Here is a 17153-nt window from a genome sequence, read left to right on the forward strand (position 1 = left end):
TTCACCCAAAATTTGAACATCCCCGATTCTCGGCCATAATATGCTCAACTTTTTTTTGATGACGAATATAGTGACAAGGATCATGGATTGAGCGGCCCTCAGTTACAGGCCTGACCTCAGTTGTGCCGAAAACGCCAGCATAATCACCATGCAAGCCGTCACAGATATCCTTTAAGTTGCACTTCATGCAGTCAGCACCATAGACATAATGACAATGCTCCTGGGCATGCAATCGCGCAATTTCACGATAGCGCCGCTCTTTGACATCCCTGCCCGCTGGAGGTGATGTAAAGAGCTTGTATGTTGAGTACAACAATGGACCAAACACCGGATTTGCAGCTAATCGTTTAATAATCGTTTTGCAACGATACATCAACCTGTTAGTGCTCGGCTGAACCGGCGGAGTTAACGGCCCTTCCTTTGTCCTTTGAGAGCCAAGACCGGTCCAACCCCATGAAGCAAAATCCCATTCGCATGGATCATAGGAAAGTTGCTGGAAGTTATAGACCGAAGCCCTGTATTGCTCATCAAGAATACAAAGAGGAAAGTACCTGACGTTAGCCTCTATGCCGGCCTGGGCCAGTATATCAAGGGCCGCCTGGAGATAAGGCTTGACCTCTGAATAACGCGGGACGTTCTCCACCCCCCTCTTCCCCTTTTCGGCCTGATCCCCAAACGGGTTGAATGTGATGAAATTAACGGTTCTGGCTCCAGTCTCAACTGTAAGTCTGGCAATCGCAGGGAACTGAGCAATCGCCGACTTGGTCATAACAGTATTGAAACGAAACGGAATGGACAACTGACGCATGTTCTGCAACGCGCTTAACTGCCTCTGATGAGCTCCAGGCACACCGACAAGACGGTCATGAATGTCACCGATGCCTTGTATGCTCACCAAAAAGTCTTGCACCCCGGCAACCTTGAATCGTTCGCAGGCAGTGTAGTTTTCAAGTAGTAATGCGTTGGTAATAAGTGTGGGAGCAAGCCCTATCTCACGGCAATAAGAAACCAGTTCGAAAATACTCGGATATATGGTCGGCTCGCCACCTTGAATGTCAACAGCAGTGTTCCCATAAAAATCGACAAGGGTTCTGCAGATGGACTTTGCCTTGTCTAACCCCATAAATGGTTTTTCAGGATGATCATCCGACTTGACCCGATCGACAAAATAGCAAAATTCACATCGCTGGTTACAAGTTTGCCCTAGCCACAGTACACCACGGGAGGTCAAAGCTTTTGTGAGGTTGCCCCTATTATTCGGCATAGGCCATCAGCTCACTTGATCCTTCGCGTCTAAAACAAACAGGGTCCAGAATTCGGCCACCACTTACTGAGCAAAGCTCCCCAAGGCCATGTTCGGTAGCATAGGTATTTTCAACGCCGTCGCAAAGCTCAAAGAATCGGCATGAATTACATGTTAGGGCTTTCGTATAGAAACGACAGCGCAACCCTTCGGTTACTGCCGCATCCAGCAGTTTGGCAAAATTCTTTCTGAACAGATTTTTTGCTTCACCTGCCACAATCAGTCCATATCCTAGGATTGCCAAGTAACGAATTAGTCCTGTACCCTGCTCCAGCCTCGCTCTAACCCGTGGCACCCATTCGTAAGGATCATAGGGTACCTGCCGGTGATTGCAGACAAACCGCTCGTACCCCTGCATAAAACAATAAGGGATGTAACGAACATTAACCGCAGGAACAAGAGACTCCAGATAATCACAGGCACTATGGAGGTGCGGAGCCATATCTGTGTAGCGTACCATTAGCTTGTCAACAAGGTTCTTGGCAAAGCACCAGTCGTTCACAGTTATGAAGTTGACCTGAATTGGCCTGAAATTGGCAACAAAACGGCTTACAACGATGATGTCGGCAAGATTTACCCGGTTTACCACCGTATTGACGCGAACAGCCAGACCGAGATCTACAGCATTTTTCATGGCAGCTGAGATGCGGGCAAAGCTGCCAGGGGTTGCGGTCAGTTCATCGTGGACGGTCTCGTTTGAACCGTGAACGGAAAAGAGGATCTCATCAAGTCCGGCATCCTTAAGAATGCCCATGTATTTGGAGTCCGCCAGTCTCCAACCGTTACTGATAATACACACCCGTTCCATACCCTGCTGCTTTGCAGCGATAATTAACTTCGGTAGATCGGGATGCACCGTAGGTTCACCGCCAGAAAAGTCAACCTCTCGAACTCCGCGCCTGTAGGCGTAGCGAAGGTCCTGCAGTATCTCATCTGATTTCCGGTTTGGGGCATCAAGATTGTCACGGTAGTAACAGAAAACGCAACGTATATTGCACTTAAGACCTGTTACAATCTTTACTCGCCTGGTCCTATTCACTCTTTACCCCTACTATCGCACCTAAAAAGCCTTTAAGTGAGTAGAGAGACCAACAGAATTTCAGATAACTTATGTTTGGACGTCTTGAAAACCATAAGTTTGGGAGCAATCCGAGCAACAAACGTCGGGACATTATTATTGGCGTAACAATCCCCCATAACGGCTTAATCCGCAAGCATTTACGACTGAACACCGCCGCTCCCCGTCCATTAAGAAGGCATTTAGCCCGGTATTCATCCAAGGAAGCCTCGTGGGGATGATACACCACTGCTTTGTCATTGTATACATGCTTGAACCCTGCCCAGCGCGCTCGTAGTCCCAAGTCGTTATCCTCCCAACTTGGCTCCGGAAAGGTTTCATCGAACCCGCCGAGTTGGTCGAATACGGTCCGACGATAGGCAATATTGCAAGTAGCAAAGGTCTTACCGCTATAAACCGACTGTTCGAGCATTAGCGGCAGGGAGAGCTCACGATCATAAGAGCAAGTGCGCCCGCTTACTAGGCCGACATCCGGCATTTCGAACGATTTAGTTATTTCTGTTAGCCATCCAGTGTCAGGAACCGAATCATCATCAACAAAACCGACAATCTCACCCTTTGCCAGACTTACCCCAGAATTTCTAGCAGCAGCAGGTCCCCGGTTCAAGAATCTAACAAACTGTACCGGTATATCCAGCGCCTGGATTGCAGATTTGACAACATTTTCAATTTCAACACGGTTTGGTGAACCGTCGTCAACAATGACAACTTCGTATTCCCCTTTAAAATCCTGCTTTCCGATGGCATCAAGACAGAGACTGATCCAGTCAGCCCTGCGGAAGACAGGTATGACAATGGACGCATACATAGTCACTTGCCGTAGATCCCTATTCCGACTAAAACTGCCCAGGCAGCTCCTACCATAAACAACACCGGGTCACGCAAAAGCGAATCGGTCGGATCGCCACTCTGTCCCTTCTTGATACGGTAAATGTAGCGCAACAGCCCGAAACAGCAGAGAGGCACAGAGTACACCATGAAACTCCTGACAATGACGTACATGGTATAGGTTACCAGAACAGCTCCACCTGTCATATACATGGCACCATCCAGGAAACCATCGGGATAATTGGCAAGCGTCTTTCTGTGGCCTCCAGCTGAACTTCCCAGGGAAAGCTTCTCACTCAAACGTTTACCAGTACTGAGAAACACCGCAAGGAGAAAGACCGTTAGCAATAGCCAATCCGAAACCTCGATTCGAAAAAACTCCCCACCAGCCAGTAACCGCACCACAAAGCCGCTCGATATGCAGAAGATATCGAGTACGGCCACCTCTCTGAAATAAAAGGTATAAGCAACGGTAATCAGCAGGTACAAAATGAGGTAAAGGGTAAAACGAGCTGAGATAAGGGGAGCAAGCCCCAACGAAACGAGCAGCAGAATTACGCAGATCACCTTAGCTGTAACTGGCGTGACCTTGCCGGATACAAGTGGTCGATGTTTTTTCTTTGGATGCCGGATATCATTATCCAGGTCATTCAGGTCGTTAAAAATATACCCAGCGCTTGATCCAAGGCAAAACACGGCAAAAGGAAACAGCCCTCGATATACAGTATCCAGATCCAATATTGCCCCACCAAGAAACGGAGGGAAAAAAAGCATGGCATTTTTCAGCCATTGGGTTGGTCTTAAAAGTTTTAGGTACTCAGAAAATATCAACTTTGGTCCTTAGTATGACAAATATAGTTTAAAACGACATCGCCATATTGAAGCTACAACTATTATGCTTTATACTTCCGGTAAAAATAGTCTGGGAGCGATACGATGATCCGTTTAATTATCATGCTGGTTTTACTATTTACAATCACCTCTAATGCCTTTCCTCTAGAGAAGGACTATCAAAGTTTTTATCAGGCTGGAATCGCCAAGAACAAAGCTGGCAATTTCGCTGAAGCCATAAAACTCTATTCTGAAGCTATCAGACTAAAACCTGACTCTCCGGAACTTTTCTTTGTTAGGGGCCGCGCCTACAAGCAGAATGATCAGCTAGAACTAGCATACAAAGATCTTTCAAAATCAATAGAACTGAGACCTGCATACCCTGAGGCGTTAAACTTGCGCGGTGTGACCGGAATCGGATTGAATCGCCTGAAAGATACAAAGACAGATCTTAAAAAAGCCTGCGACCTCGGCAGTAAAGACGCTTGCAAGAATCTGGTGAAATTCAAGGATCTACTTAAATAATCTAAACCGTTAAGTATCTCTGTCAGGTTTACTATTTTTCACAATATCTAAGAAAAAATCTTCCAGGTTTTTCCGGATCGGCTCGATCAAAGTAATTTCATCCCCGCAGCTTGCAACCTCTGCCATGACTTTTGGCAGGCCATCTCTGGAGGAGAGCATAATTTCGTTCCCTGCCCCCCCCTTTTTTATATGGATATGATACCCGACAACACCTTCCTTGAGTATCGTATCAAGCCGTTCTACGCTCTTCAGCTCTCCCCTGAGGATAATCCCTACCCGGTCGCAGACCTTCTCTACATCATCCGTGATATGGGTGCTAAAAAAAACTGTCTTCCCCCTGCCTCTCAATTCAAGGATGATCTCTTTGACAAGTGCCCTGCCGATGGGGTCCAGCCCACTCATCGGCTCGTCGAGAATATAAAGTTCCGGGTCGTGAACCATTACCTGTGCTAGACCTACCCTCTGGATCATCCCCTTACTATATCCCCTCATAGGCCTTTTTCTGGCATCCCAAAGTTCAAGAAGCTTGAGAGTATCCTCTACTCGTTGCAAAAGGAGATGGTTATCAAGCTCAAACATCTTACCGACAAACATCAAGTATTCTTCAGCTGTGAGGTAATCATAGAAGGAAGGGTTTTCTGGAAGATAGCCAACATTGCGGCGTGATTCGACTGTACCGATCTTACTGCCGAGTATTGAGGCATCTCCGCCGGTTGGCCGAATCAGGCCCATAAGACACTTGATTGTTGTACTCTTACCGGCTCCGTTTGGTCCCAAAAAACCAAACACTTCCCCTCTATTAAGAGTCATACTCAGCCTATCCAATGCCAAAACACGTTGATTACGCTTTCCTTTGAACTCCTTAGACAGATCAGTTATTTCGAGGGCATTCATATGAGACTCCGTCATTTTCTGGCACCAAAAGCAAATTTGCTGGTAGTGGCAACCTTGCCATCAGGTTCTAAATAAAATCTCCCGCCATAGGGGTCAACCGGACGGGTCTTAAGATACCCGGCACCAAGCAGCTCCTCAACTGAACCAGGGAGCTTTCCATTTTCTGCCCTGTAGCGGTCTCTTGCCACTTCAATGCGATCAACCTCTTCAAAAGCTTCAAGTCTGGTCTCCAGAGACTTTTTAAAGGTCTCGTTGGTAGTGGATTCGATGATTGTTTTAAGGTATTTAATCGCTAGTTGAGTCTGGCCGGACTCCTGAATATACCTGCCGGCAAGACTTATGTGCAGATCCTGAGAACTGAGATCTGCAGCAGCTTTATAGCACTTGGCGGCGTTGGCATAGTCTTTTAAGAAGAAGGCGTAGTTAAACCCTGCAAAAAAGGGAAGATACCAATCCCAAGTTCTGTATTTCATTCCGTATTCCAACAGATCATTGGCAACCTTGACCTGCCCAGCGTCCCATACAAGGAACGCCTGAGCAAAGTAGTAACCATCCATGTTGTAAGGGTCCAGTTTAAGCGCTGCGTGTACAACTCTTGACATACCTGGGTAATCAGGAGCCTCAGGAAGCTTGTCATTAGCCGCGTAAACCGAAAACCCGCCAAAGTACATGAGTGCTTTCATAACGAGTGAAGCACCCAGAAGTTCCTTTTGATCGGCACTTACCAAACGGATAAACTTGGCATTAGGCACAAAACCAATTTTTGCCGTAGCCGACCTGCCACGCATCAGCGCAGTAAAAGGGGAGAGCACCATCAGGTAGCACAAGAAAGCGACTGCCGCTATCAACAGGGATCTGGTCGAAGAGGTCACTTCATCTCCCGTCGCTCAAATAGAAACGCAGCAACACCCAACAGCATGGCGGTATATGCAAGGAAATAGAAGAAGACTGTTACAAGCGCTCTGAAATCAGGCGTTATCGAATATATGGCATGGACTTTAAGATCAAAACCACTGAAATTAGGCAATATGTAATAAAGCAATGTTGCCGACTCCCTGACAAAAGGTGAGACGGACTTTAATCCAGATGGAGTATTTAGGTAATCGTAAACCTCTTGCGTAACCGTACCCGCCAGAAAAGTGCTTATCGTACCGAAAATGGGGAGGAAAAAAGAGGTGCTTATCGACGAAAACAACATCGAAACTGCAACAAGGAGAATGTATTTTAACGCGTCATACAGTACTGCAAGCAGAAGATACCACCAGACAAATGGCTTACCAACTGCAGTGACGCCAGAGGAGACCTTGATAACTGCGAGACTTACGCCTCCAAGGACAACTGAGCAGCCAAACAGGAAGAAGGCAATTCCGGCAAATTTCCCGATAAGGTAAGAGGAGCGGCTTAGCGGAAGACTGAGGACACTGTAGGTGTAACGCCTTTCAATGTCACGCCAGATGGATGTTGAGCCTAGAAATACTGCCAGAAGAAGCATTATGAACGATACCAGCGACAGCGAAAGAGTTGTGGAGAGTTCCGTGGCCTGGCGCATTGATAAAGTTGAGACCGTTGGGACCAGGAGAAAAAGCAAGAAAACTCCCATGATCCCCTGAATGGTCCTGTCTTTCACTATACCTTTAAGTGTCTGAAGCATACAGAGAAGCATTTTTTAACCTTTCAAAAAACTACTGCAAGGAATCGGCAAGTCTGCAGGCAAAGTGTGATTGAGGGTCGTTTGACGGAATAAAAGAACAGCCAGCAACAAAATACTTTCTCGCAGCACTTCTTTCGCCAATATCAAGAGCAACCTTACCCATCTGATAATATTTAGCGTAATCTTTGGTCATTGCAATAGTGCGTTCAGATATTTCCAACAACCTGTTACCCCAGAAGACCCTTTCCTTGCCCAGAGCAGTGGCATGCATCTGTCGCAGAAAATCGAGATACAGATTAGATTCCCCCGATTTTTCAAAAACCTTCGCATACAGTCGATCCGCTTCAGAGTATCTTCCGGTAATCGCCAACAGGTTGGCGTAATTCAAGTCTAAGTCGGATACATATTGAACAGAAGGAAGTTTTTGCGCAAGACGATACTGTTTTTCAGCCTCTTTATACCTACCGGCATCCCTAAGAGCAATCAGGTAATTGTTTCTGATGAACCTGAAATTAGGCGCTTTTTTTACTGTGTCCTCAAAAAGGGAAAGATTGGAACTCCAGATATAACTTCTATGAACTGTAGATGCGGCAAAAACCAGCACAATAAAACAGCACACAGGGATTACCACTTGATGCAATCTGGAACTCGTAACAAAATAGCATCCTAGTGAAATAATGAAAAAGGCGGAGGCAATGTATACATACCTCTCGGCATAGGATGTCCACGCAATAGCTCCCAATGAAAGTGGCAGCGCCGGAAGAATGAGGCATATACCTGTTATGAAGAAGGTGGTGGCAAGGGTTCCACGCAACATAAAAAGCAAAATAAATGGCGCCGTAGCGACACCTGCAATATTGTAATATGGCGAGATCTCGCGGATGGCAAAATTAAGGGGGAACGGGAAGATGAATTTTTTCAGGTAAAAGGCGATGGCCCCGAGAAATGTCTGGATTGTATAGTTGCTGTCAGCCTGTATTAGTGTAATTGTCGCTGAGATCTGACCGGAACCCGACGCAAAAACCATCTTCCGGGTAAGGTACATAACTGTGGCGCCGAAGGCAACAGCAACAACAAGCAGAACGCACCTTACTATCATCCTCCTGTCAATTAAGCAGAGCCAGACCAGAAATAAGGCGAGCAGCGCACTGGTAACCCAAAGGCTATAAGAGACAACCAACAGCACTGCAGCAACAAAACCGGTTGCCGCAGCCGCTCTCAGCATCTTGCTGTAATCTGCATCCGAAGATATACTCTCAGCTTCATTCAACAATAGAAGCAGCAACCAGCCGACCAGATACCCTAAAGCAACCTCTTTGGCAAGATATGAAACAGCGATGCAGACTAAAGAGCCTAATAGGAAAAACAGACCATTTCTCTCCCGGTAACGTAGCAATAAATATGTACTGAGCAAGATAAAAAAACCGCTAAAAAGATCGGTTCTACCAGACAGCCAGCAGACTGATTCAGTGGCAATCGGGTGAAGGCCGAAGAGAAGGGAAAACATCAATGGCAAAAACCGTTTTTGAACATCAGCCAGCCTGGAAAGTATCAGAAACACAAGAACCGCATTGGCGGCATGAGCTGAGATATTTACCAAGTGCATCATCCTAAGGTCGAACATCAGGATGTACTTGTCAAAGAGTTGGCTCAACAGGATCAATGGGCGATAATAACCGGCTCCATGAGCGCCGGGGAAAAACACCTCCCGAAAACCTGCAAAATTGTAATCTCTTACCCACTGCAACATCAGATAATCGTCTACGGTATTTACTTCGGCAAAGATACTGGGTGAATAAGCCAGGAGAACGGCAAAGAAGATAAGATAACAGCGGTTTCTTGTCGTAACGTTCATGAAGTCTGGTGACCGGTTTCATAAAGAGAGTTGAATAAAAAAAAGAGGGTTGAGAACTCAACCCTCCGGTTTAGCGTATCGATGCAAATTCTATTGCCAGGCGCCATCAGGCCCTGCAGTTGCAGAGTTAGTTGCAGTAGGAACGCATACTGTGGCATTTGCTTGCTGAGCAGGAATTGCCTTAGAGTATATCTTTGAGGTGTCTGTTAACGTGTTTGTAATACCTGTACCACCAGCAGAGCCAAACTCTTTCTTACCACTGACATGGCAAGAAGTTGCAGTATATGAGTTTGCTGCTGAAGTAATCGAAATGCCAACCTTGGCTGAAGGAGTAAATGAACCGCCACCAATCGAAGTCGTCGTTGTAATGCTTTGTGCAGCTAATGCGGATGTTGAAAAACAGAGTACCGCAAGAATTGTTATAACCTTTTTCATAAAAGATCTCCTTATGAGAAGAATGAGCGTATAACGCAAAAAAAATAATTATCCAATAACCGGATATTGCTGACTGTCAGCAAATGCCGATTCCATCTGGGTCTTCAGGTTGCGAAGGTCGCTCTGTGCCGCTGAATCATACGCCTTAGCCCGGTAGGTAGAGAACTGCGGAATGGCGATGGCAGCCAGGATACCGATGATCGCCACAACGATCAGCAGCTCGATGAGGGTAAAACCTTTGTTGTTTCTAAATTTGCTAAGCATACTTGATTCTCCTTTCTAGTTTGTACATAAGAAGGTTTTATTGCAGTATCGGAATTACAGCTAAGAACTTTAGCGGAATTTTATTAACTATAAAGCTAGAACCATGCCACTATTCCCGCCCAACAGAACTATAATATTTTAAACCAGTTACAAACAATACCAACAAGATCTGCTTTAAACTGCACTAAGAAAACAACAAATAAATGTCACTTCTGATGACAATTTTTGTCACTCATCATCCATGCCGAACTTGACCAAGCGATACCGGAAAGAGCGGAAAGTCATCCCCAGTAGTTCGGCAGCTTTTTTCTTTACCCCGCCGCACTGCTCCAGAGACTGGAGCAGGTAGCGCTTCTCGATCCCGTCCAGATATGCCTCAAGATTGACCCCTTCGGCCGGAATGCTGAATTTCTCAGCTTTAGTAACCGACTGTTGGAAGTTTACGACATGGGCGGGTAGGGAATCCAAAGTAATTGAGCTGTCACCTATCACCACGCAACGCTCTACGATATTCTCCAGTTCCCGCACATTACCAGGAAACGGGTAAGTAATAAGCACCTTGAGCGCGTCATTATCGATTGAGTTCCAGATGTCCGGCTTTTCCGAAAACTTGCGATAGAAATGCTCAACCAAAAGCGGAATATCATCGGGCCGTTCCCTTAGAGAAGGCATCCTGACCTGTACAACGTCAAGCCGGTAATACAAATCTTCCCGGAAACTCCCCTCCTTGACCTGTTCTTCCAGCTCCCTGTTGGAAGCAGCGATGATCCTTACATCCGATTTCCGGTCGGCATCATCACCGATTCGCCGGAACTCTTTTTCCTGCAAGACCCGCAACAGCTTTGCCTGGAGCTGCAGTGGCACTTCACCGATTTCATCAAGGAACAGCGTCCCCCCCTCTGCCTGTTCAAATAGCCCGGCACGATCGACAACAGCGCCGGTAAATGCCCCCTTACGGTGACCAAACAGCTCTGACTCAATCAGGTTTTCCGGAATTGCGCCGCAGTTGACCGCCACGAAGCGTTTTTCCTTTCTCGGGCCGTTGTAATGTATGGCGCGGGCCGCCAGTTCCTTGCCGGTACCGCTCTCTCCAAGAATCAGGACTGTTGCCGTGCTGGCGGCAACCTTTTCAATCAGCGAATAAACCGCTTTCATCTTCGGGCTTTTGCCGATCAGACCGCTGAAACTGAACCGCTCCTGTACTTCATTACGGAGCAGCCGGTTCTCACGCTGCAGCATCCGCTTTTCCAGCGCATTCCGCACCAGAACCTTGATCTCTTCAACCTTGAACGGCTTGGCAATATAATCGTAGGCACCGAGCTTCATCGCCTCAACCGCCTGTTCGGCTGTGGTATAGGCAGTAATCAGCAGCACTGCTGTTTCCGGGGTTAGTTGTTTGATCCGCTCCAACAGTTCCAAACCAGAAAGTCCCGGCATGCTCACATCCGAGATCACCAGTTCAAAGCTGCCACTCTCAAGGAGCTTCAAGGCCTCCTCGGCACTGCCTGCCTGCTCTGCTAGATATCCTTCCCTTTCAAGCAGAATGGCCAGAAATTCCCGCATGCTCAGCTCATCGTCAACTACAAGAACCCGCGACTGTTCCATTTATTCTCCGCCTATTTCTCCTGCCGGAAGCAGAATACTGAAAATCGTCCCTCTGCTAGGCGCACTTTCAACAAAGATCCGCCCCTCATGCGCCTCTATTATTCGGTAGACTGTTGCCAGCCCAAGACCAGTGCCATCAGGCTTGGTCGTAAAAAACGGCTCGAACAGGTGTTTGGTTGCTGCCTCAGCCATGCCGGTTCCATTATCCTTTATGTCTATCCGAACAAAATTCTTCCGATCTGATCTCCTGCCACTCAGATGCACCTTGGTTCCGGTGATCGTGATCTCGCCCCCATAAGGCATTGCTTCGGCTGCATTCACCAACAGATTCCAAAACACCTGCTGGAGCTGATCCCGATCAGCAAGTACTGCGCTGCCAGTCTCAACCGACATCACCATTGATACTTTAGAAAATCGTGGATCCGGCTTGAGCAAGACATCAAGCTCAAAACACAGCTCGTTAATATCAACTGAAGACAGGTTGAGCGCTACCGGCCGGGCGTAAACGAGAAAGTCGCTGATCAAGGCATTCAATCGGTCGGTTTCCCTCAAAACTATGGCCAGCAATTTCCGGTCCTGAGCAGGAATCTCACTTGATTGAGCCATCAGTTGCACAGAACCGCTGATCGATGCGAGGGGGTTGCGTATTTCATGAGCGATTCGTGCTGCAAGCTCACCGATTGCCGCAAGGCGGTCGGCCCGTTTCAGTTCCTCTTCCATCCGCCTGATCCGGCTGAGGTCTTCAAAATTGAGAATTATGCCGCTGAACTCACCCTTGTTGTCAAAAAACCGGATCGACCGGTAGCCGAAGATCAGCTCTTCGCCAGCAGGGTCTATAAACTGTGCCTCACCGGAAACAACAACCTCCTGCTGACTGAGGACAAGTTCAAAACCAGGGATAAGCTCCACCAAGAGCCGGTCATAGGCCTTTTCTTGAGATATGCCGGTCAGCTCTTCAGCAAACCGGTTAAAAACCCTTACCCGCCCCTGCGGGGTCACAGTCATCAAGCCGCTGGTAAGGTTTTTCACAATCAGGCTGTTGAGCCTTTCCAGCTCAAGATAGTCGATCTCCTTTTCCAAAAGCGCGCTCTCGCTGGTTTTGGCCCGCTCGGAAAGGTAACCGGTCAGAAGTGCGGTAATGTAAAATGCAGTGATATTGAGAAAGACGGTATAGAGCAGGTATGGCAGGCCATACTGTTGAGCAACATTCGGGCTTAAACCTATGGATAGCAGCTTGCCGTAATATTGCAGGTCAATGATTGCGCCATAGAGAATGGCGCAGAGTGATGCGGCATAAAATGCCTGTCTGCGGGCCAGCAGCACCGAGGAAGAGATTATGGCCAGTATGTAAAGAAAAGAATAAGGAGAAGAGATGCCACCGGTCAGGAGAATCAGCAGAGTTACCAGCAGCAGGTCCCAGATGATCTGGGTGTATGTAAGTACCGGGCGGATTTTTTCTTGCAGACTCAGAGCGGCCAAAGAGAGAAAAGAAAAAATATAGGTCGCGCCGATCAGCTTCCACAACCCTGAAAGAGAGAGGCTGTCGAAGCTTTCAGGGTGGCTCTCATAGAGAATGGACGTGGAGGCGTAAAACAGCGTGACCACGATCATCCTGGCAATGGCGTACCAGGTGAGACGCCTCCTATCACTCATTGCTTAACCGCCAACGGCTCCCGCAAGCTTGAATATCGGCAGGTACATTGCTACCACCAGCCCGCCGACTGTTGTGCCAAGCACCACCATCAACATAGGCTCCATCATGGCAGTAAGGGCGGATACCGCATCGTCCACCTCATCGTCATAGAAATCAGCTATTTTGTTGAGCATGGTATCCATGGCGCCGGTGGCCTCACCTACGGCAATCATCTGCACTACCATCGGCGGAAATACCCCGCACTCAGCCAACGGCTCGGCAATGGTCTTCCCTTCGGAGATCGACTGCCGCACATTGTATATCGCCTCTTCGACAATCTTGTTGCCGGCGGTCTTGGCAACGATCTCCAGGCCATCCATGATCGGCACGCCGCTGCTGATCATGGTGCCCAAGGTACGGGTAAACTTGGCAACCGAGACCTTCCTGATCAGAGGGCCGGCGATCGGTGCCTTAAGCGCCCAACTGTCTATGTTTTTCCGACCCATCGGGGTATCGTAATATTTCCCGATAAGGTACTTTAAGCCAAACATCGCTGCAATCATTACCAAGATGTACTTCTTGAAAAAATTGCTTAGCGCGATAACAAACTTGGTTGGAGCCGGAAGGTCACCACCGAAATCGGCAAACATCTTGGCGAAAGTCGGGATGACAAATACGAGAATCACACCTACGACAATAACGGCGATAGACATGATGGTAGCCGGATAGACCATCGCCCCCTTTACCTGCTTCTTCAGTTTCATTGCTTTTTCGATGTAAGCGGCAAGCCGATTCAAAATGGTGTCCAGGATACCGCCGACCTCGCCGGCCGCAACGAGGTTTACATACAGCTGGTCGAAAACCTTCGGATGCCTTGCCAGAGAGTCGGCAAAGGTGGAACCGCTCTCGACGCTCTCCTTGACCTTCAGGAGCACATCCTTGAACGTCTTGTTCTCCTGCTGCGATGAAAGGATATCGAGACACTGAACCAGCGGCAGACCGGAATCGATCATGGTCGCAAACTGGCGGGTAAAGACCACCAGATCTTTGGTCTCGACCTTTTTTGCGCCACTCAGCCCCGGGATTTTGAAATCCTTGCCAAACCCCTTGCCGTCTTCTTTTACAGATATTCCGGTAAAACCGAAACGCTTTAGTTGGGCTTCAACATTGCTGGAGTTTTCAGCCTCCATGACCCCTTTTTGCGTCTGACCTGATTTGTTCCGTGCTTCCCAGTTAAACTTGGGCATTGTTCCTCCTGCATCATTGATTCTGTCAAAAGCACCAGCAGCAGCGTTCAGCCTTCATAAGAAGCTCAATCTATGGTTCTTCTTATCTCGCTACTGCATAGGCCTGCGTGGCTGGTTAACGCCGCCTGGAGCAGAAAGCATCTGCTTCAGTTCATCAGGTTCCGGCGACCTCCCCAAAGCGTCCTCCAGAGTGATCAATCTACGCTTGTAAAGAGAATAGAGTGATTGATTCATGGTCTGCATCCCGAACTTGTCCTGTCCTACCTGCATCTGGGAGTATATTTGGTGGATCTTGTCCTCACGGATCAGGTTCCGTATTGCCGGGTTCGGCACCATCACCTCCAGGGAAAGGATCCTGCCGCGACCACCGGCCTTTGGAATAAGTGTCTGTGACAACACCCCTTCAAGAACAAAGGAGAGTTGAGTGCGCACCTGGGTCTGCTGATAGGGGGGAAAAACATCAATAATCCGGTTGATGGTCTGGGCGCAGGAGTTGGTATGAAGCGTGGCAAAGCAGAGATGCCCTGTCTCGGCAAGGGTCAGTGCAGCCTCGATAGTCTCCAGATCCCGCAACTCACCAACGAGAACTATGTCCGGATCCTGCCTGAGCACATACTTTAGGGCATTTTTGAAGCTTTTGGTATCGGCCCCGACTTCCCTCTGGTTCACCAGACACCCCTTATGCGGATGCAGGTATTCTATCGGATCTTCAATAGTCACAATATGATCGTGACGCTCAGTGTTGATCTTGTCGATTATTGAAGCAAGAGTGGTAGATTTGCCGCTCCCGGTCGGTCCGGTTACCAAGATGAGCCCGCGCGGCTTCTCTGATAGCTCCTTGACAACTGGGGGCAGACCCAACTCCTCGAACGTCAGTATCTTGTACGGAATTACCCTGAAAACACCGGCTACAGCTCCCCGCTGGATCAGGATATTGCCGCGAAACCGTGACAGCCCTTTGACACCGAAAGAAAGATCAAGTTCGCTCTCTTCTTCGAATTTATGTTTCTGCGCCTCGGTCAGTACGCTATAGCAGAGCTGCTTGGTGTCCACGGCATTCAACGGTGGCAGATCAAGCGGGATCAACTTCCCATCAACCCGGATCTGCGGTGGCGTATTCGTTGTGATATGAAGGTCGGAACCGCCACGCTCTACAAGCTCTTTCAGCAACTGGTGCAGGTTTGCCATTGCCAGGCCCCCTTCTAATCGTCAGCTACGGTTACCCGCAGCACCTCTTCAAAAGATGTCACGCCTTCCTTGAGCTTTGTCAGGCCGGACTGCCTCATGGTCTTGATACCCAGCCTCATCGACTCGCGCTTGATTTCGGCAGTATTGGCGCCGTTGAGGATCAATTCCCTGATCTCCTCAAGCATCGGCATCACTTGGTAAAAACCGACACGTCCCTTGAATCCGGTGCCATTGCACTTGGGACAGCCAGTGCCGTGGTAGCAGACGAACTCCTCAGCCTCTTCCTTCGGCACACCGGCAGCGATAAGCGCCTTGACCGGAACCTCCTCAACCACCTTGCATTCTGAGCACACGCGTCGCGCCAGACGCTGGGCAGTGATCAGGTTGACGGCAGAGGCAACCAGAAACGGCTCAATCCCCATGTTGAGGAGACGATTGATGGTAGCCGGAGCATCGTTGGTATGCAGAGTGGAGAGCACCATATGGCCGGTAAGTGCGGCTTTAACGGCAATTTCGGCAGTCTCGAAGTCCCGGATCTCACCAATCATGATGATATCAGGATCCTGGCGCAGAAAGGCGCGCAGCGCCGCAGCAAAGGTGAGGCCAATATCCTCATGCATCTGCACCTGGTTGATCCCGGCAAAATTGAACTCAACCGGATCTTCGGCAGTGGAAATATTTTCCGTTACCTTGTTCAGCTCGGACAAAGCCGAGTAGAGCGATACTGTCTTGCCGCTGCCGGTCGGTCCGGTGACAAGCACCATGCCGAACGGCTTGTGGATCTCGGCCTGAAAATGGGCAAGCGCATCCGTTTCATAGCCAAGTTTGGTCATGTCGAGCTGCAGGTTGGATTTGTCGAGCAAGCGGAGAACAATCTTTTCGCCGAAAAGCGTCGGCAGTACCGAGACCCGGAAATCCATATCCTTGCCGCCGCCGAGCTTGATCTTGATCCTGCCGTCCTGAGGCAGTCGCCGCTCGGCAATATCCAGTTCCGACATGATCTTGATGCGCGAGGTTATGGCATTTTTCAGCTTCATCGGCGGCTTCATCGCCTCGTACAGGACACCGTCAATCCGGTATCGGACGCGAAAGGTCCTCTCGTACGGTTCAATGTGAATATCGCTGGCCTTTTTCTTGATGGCGTCGGTCAGTATCAGGTTCACCAGTTTTACAACAGGCGCATCCTCAGTGGCCCGCTCCAGGGAGGAAATATCAACATCTTCCTCGTCCCCCACCACCTCCAGATCTTCAAGCCCCTCGATATCGCTCATGACATCGGCCAGCGAGGCCGACTGGTCGTAATACTTGTCAATCGCGCTCTTGATTGCAGATTCAGGCGCAACAACGACTTCAATGCTGAATCCGGTCATGAAGCGGATGTCATCAACCGCGAAGATATTGGATGGGTCGCTCATTGCGACAATAAGGGTGCCACCGGCCCGGTTCACAGGTACTACCTGGTATTTCTGGGCAACGTCGACCGGTACGGTTTTTATCACTGCGGGATCGATTTCTACTTCGGAAAGGCTGATTGAAGGAACGCCATACTGCTTGGAAAGGAAAGACACGAGGTCTTCCTCGGTGATAATACTGTTGCGGATCAGGATCGTGCCGAGTCGCACCTGGCTTCCGGCCTGCTTCTGCTCCTCGAGAGCCGCGGAAAGCTGTTCCCTGGTGATTAGATTGTTGCGAACAAGGAGATCACCGAGCCTGCTTGACTGCATAGAAAACCTCAAATGACAGCTTTGTAAATAGCCCTCAACTAAGCTCTAACTAGCCTATCGCAAGGAGAGAACTGAAGCTCACCTCTCCGGTT

At 48.8% G+C, this 17153-nt stretch carries 15 protein-coding genes and 1 pseudogene; 1 reads left to right on the forward strand and 15 read right to left on the reverse strand.

Translation table 11 applies throughout. The features are described 5' to 3' along the window. Nucleotide 1 precedes the first annotated feature (1 nt). Genes KI809_RS09535 through KI809_RS09550 form a run of 4 tightly spaced genes read right to left on the reverse strand, consistent with a single transcriptional unit; the run spans nt 2 to nt 4040 of the window. Nucleotides 2–1264, reverse strand: coding sequence for a radical SAM protein (locus tag KI809_RS09535; protein ID WP_214171311.1), 1263 nt, complete (start codon nt 1262–1264; stop codon nt 2–4). Further along, nucleotides 1254–2342 carry a radical SAM protein gene (locus tag KI809_RS09540; RefSeq protein ID WP_214171312.1) on the reverse strand — a complete coding sequence of 363 codons (1089 nt, stop codon included), beginning with the start codon at nt 2340–2342 and terminating at the stop codon, nt 1254–1256. Before KI809_RS09540 ends, KI809_RS09535 begins: the two co-directional genes overlap by 11 nt. Further along, entirely contained in the window at nt 2335–3189 is an 855-nt protein-coding gene (locus KI809_RS09545; protein ID WP_214171313.1) for a glycosyltransferase family 2 protein, read from the reverse strand. The genes KI809_RS09540 and KI809_RS09545 overlap by 8 nt, the downstream gene beginning before the upstream one ends. A gap of 2 nt (nt 3190–3191) precedes the next feature. Next, nucleotides 3192–4040, reverse strand: coding sequence for a decaprenyl-phosphate phosphoribosyltransferase (locus KI809_RS09550; RefSeq protein WP_281416882.1), 849 nt, complete (start codon nt 4038–4040; stop codon nt 3192–3194). Nucleotides 4041–4145: 105 nt separating this feature from the next. Here KI809_RS09550 and KI809_RS09555 point away from each other — a divergent pair, with 105 nt between their 5' ends. After that, nucleotides 4146–4565, forward strand: a complete 420-nt coding sequence (locus tag KI809_RS09555) for a tetratricopeptide repeat protein (protein WP_214171314.1) — start codon at nt 4146–4148, stop codon at nt 4563–4565. A gap of 9 nt (nt 4566–4574) precedes the next feature. Here the strand turns inward: KI809_RS09555 and KI809_RS09560 are convergent, their stop codons facing one another. The 11 genes and pseudogenes from KI809_RS09560 to pilB form a co-directional block, all read right to left on the reverse strand. Next, nucleotides 4575–5459, reverse strand: a complete 885-nt coding sequence (locus KI809_RS09560; protein WP_214171315.1) for an ABC transporter ATP-binding protein — start codon at nt 5457–5459, stop codon at nt 4575–4577. Between the two features lie 11 nt (nt 5460–5470). Next, the gene (locus KI809_RS09565) at nt 5471–6331 is read right to left on the reverse strand and encodes a tetratricopeptide repeat protein (protein ID WP_337833300.1); all 861 of its coding nucleotides are present in this window, start codon (nt 6329–6331) and stop codon (nt 5471–5473) included. Continuing rightward, nucleotides 6328–7122, reverse strand: coding sequence for an ABC transporter permease (locus KI809_RS09570; protein ID WP_214171316.1), 795 nt, complete (start codon nt 7120–7122; stop codon nt 6328–6330). The genes KI809_RS09565 and KI809_RS09570 overlap by 4 nt, the downstream gene beginning before the upstream one ends. 19 nt (nt 7123–7141) lie before the next feature. Beyond that, nucleotides 7142–8671 carry a tetratricopeptide repeat protein gene (locus KI809_RS09575; RefSeq protein WP_214171317.1) on the reverse strand — a complete coding sequence of 510 codons (1530 nt, stop codon included), beginning with the start codon at nt 8669–8671 and terminating at the stop codon, nt 7142–7144. Between the two features lie 384 nt (nt 8672–9055). Further along, a complete protein-coding gene (locus KI809_RS09580) occupies nt 9056–9400 on the reverse strand; it encodes a hypothetical protein (RefSeq protein ID WP_214171318.1) in 345 nt (114 codons plus the stop codon). 152 nt (nt 9401–9552) lie between these two features. Continuing rightward, nucleotides 9553–9664, reverse strand: a pseudogene (locus KI809_RS21025) (prepilin-type N-terminal cleavage/methylation domain-containing protein); the annotation flags it as partial. Nucleotides 9665–9892: 228 nt separating this feature from the next. Continuing rightward, complete coding sequence (locus KI809_RS09590; protein ID WP_214171320.1) at nt 9893–11269, reverse strand: sigma-54-dependent transcriptional regulator; 1377 nt, start codon at nt 11267–11269, stop codon at nt 9893–9895. Then, the gene (locus tag KI809_RS09595) at nt 11270–12922 is read right to left on the reverse strand and encodes a two-component system sensor histidine kinase NtrB (RefSeq protein ID WP_214171321.1); all 1653 of its coding nucleotides are present in this window, start codon (nt 12920–12922) and stop codon (nt 11270–11272) included. It abuts the gene before it with no gap. A gap of 3 nt (nt 12923–12925) precedes the next feature. After that, complete coding sequence (locus KI809_RS09600; protein WP_214171322.1) at nt 12926–14149, reverse strand: type II secretion system F family protein; 1224 nt, start codon at nt 14147–14149, stop codon at nt 12926–12928. A 90-nt stretch (nt 14150–14239) separates the two neighbouring features. Next, a complete protein-coding gene (locus KI809_RS09605) occupies nt 14240–15337 on the reverse strand; it encodes a type IV pilus twitching motility protein PilT (protein ID WP_214171323.1) in 1098 nt (365 codons plus the stop codon). Nucleotides 15338–15351: 14 nt separating this feature from the next. Further along, entirely contained in the window at nt 15352–17061 is a 1710-nt protein-coding gene (gene pilB / locus KI809_RS09610; protein WP_214171324.1) for a type IV-A pilus assembly ATPase PilB, read from the reverse strand. Between the last annotated feature and the right edge of the window lie 92 nt (nt 17062–17153).

Origin of the sequence: Geoanaerobacter pelophilus, assembly GCF_018476885.1 — a bacterium.
GTDB lineage: Bacteria > Desulfobacterota > Desulfuromonadia > Geobacterales > DSM-12255 > Geoanaerobacter > Geoanaerobacter pelophilus.

Bases quoted from the DNA above. Each gene is read 5' to 3' on its own strand.
- KI809_RS09535 (WP_214171311.1), bottom strand. From the start codon at position 1,264: ATGCCGAATAATAGGGGCAACCTCACAAAAGCTTTGACCTCCCGTGGT.
- KI809_RS09545 (WP_214171313.1), bottom strand. From the start codon at position 3,189: ATGTATGCGTCCATTGTCATACCTGTCTTCCGCAGGGCTGACTGGATC.
- KI809_RS09555 (WP_214171314.1), top strand. From the start codon at position 4,146: ATGATCCGTTTAATTATCATGCTGGTTTTACTATTTACAATCACCTCT.
- KI809_RS09560 (WP_214171315.1), bottom strand. From the start codon at position 5,459: ATGAATGCCCTCGAAATAACTGATCTGTCTAAGGAGTTCAAAGGAAAG.
- KI809_RS09570 (WP_214171316.1), bottom strand. From the start codon at position 7,122: ATGCTTCTCTGTATGCTTCAGACACTTAAAGGTATAGTGAAAGACAGG.
- KI809_RS09580 (WP_214171318.1), bottom strand. From the start codon at position 9,400: ATGAAAAAGGTTATAACAATTCTTGCGGTACTCTGTTTTTCAACATCC.
- KI809_RS09590 (WP_214171320.1), bottom strand. From the start codon at position 11,269: ATGGAACAGTCGCGGGTTCTTGTAGTTGACGATGAGCTGAGCATGCGG.
- KI809_RS09595 (WP_214171321.1), bottom strand. From the start codon at position 12,922: ATGAGTGATAGGAGGCGTCTCACCTGGTACGCCATTGCCAGGATGATC.
- KI809_RS09600 (WP_214171322.1), bottom strand. From the start codon at position 14,149: ATGCCCAAGTTTAACTGGGAAGCACGGAACAAATCAGGTCAGACGCAA.
- KI809_RS09605 (WP_214171323.1), bottom strand. From the start codon at position 15,337: ATGGCAAACCTGCACCAGTTGCTGAAAGAGCTTGTAGAGCGTGGCGGT.
- pilB (WP_214171324.1), bottom strand. From the start codon at position 17,061: ATGCAGTCAAGCAGGCTCGGTGATCTCCTTGTTCGCAACAATCTAATC.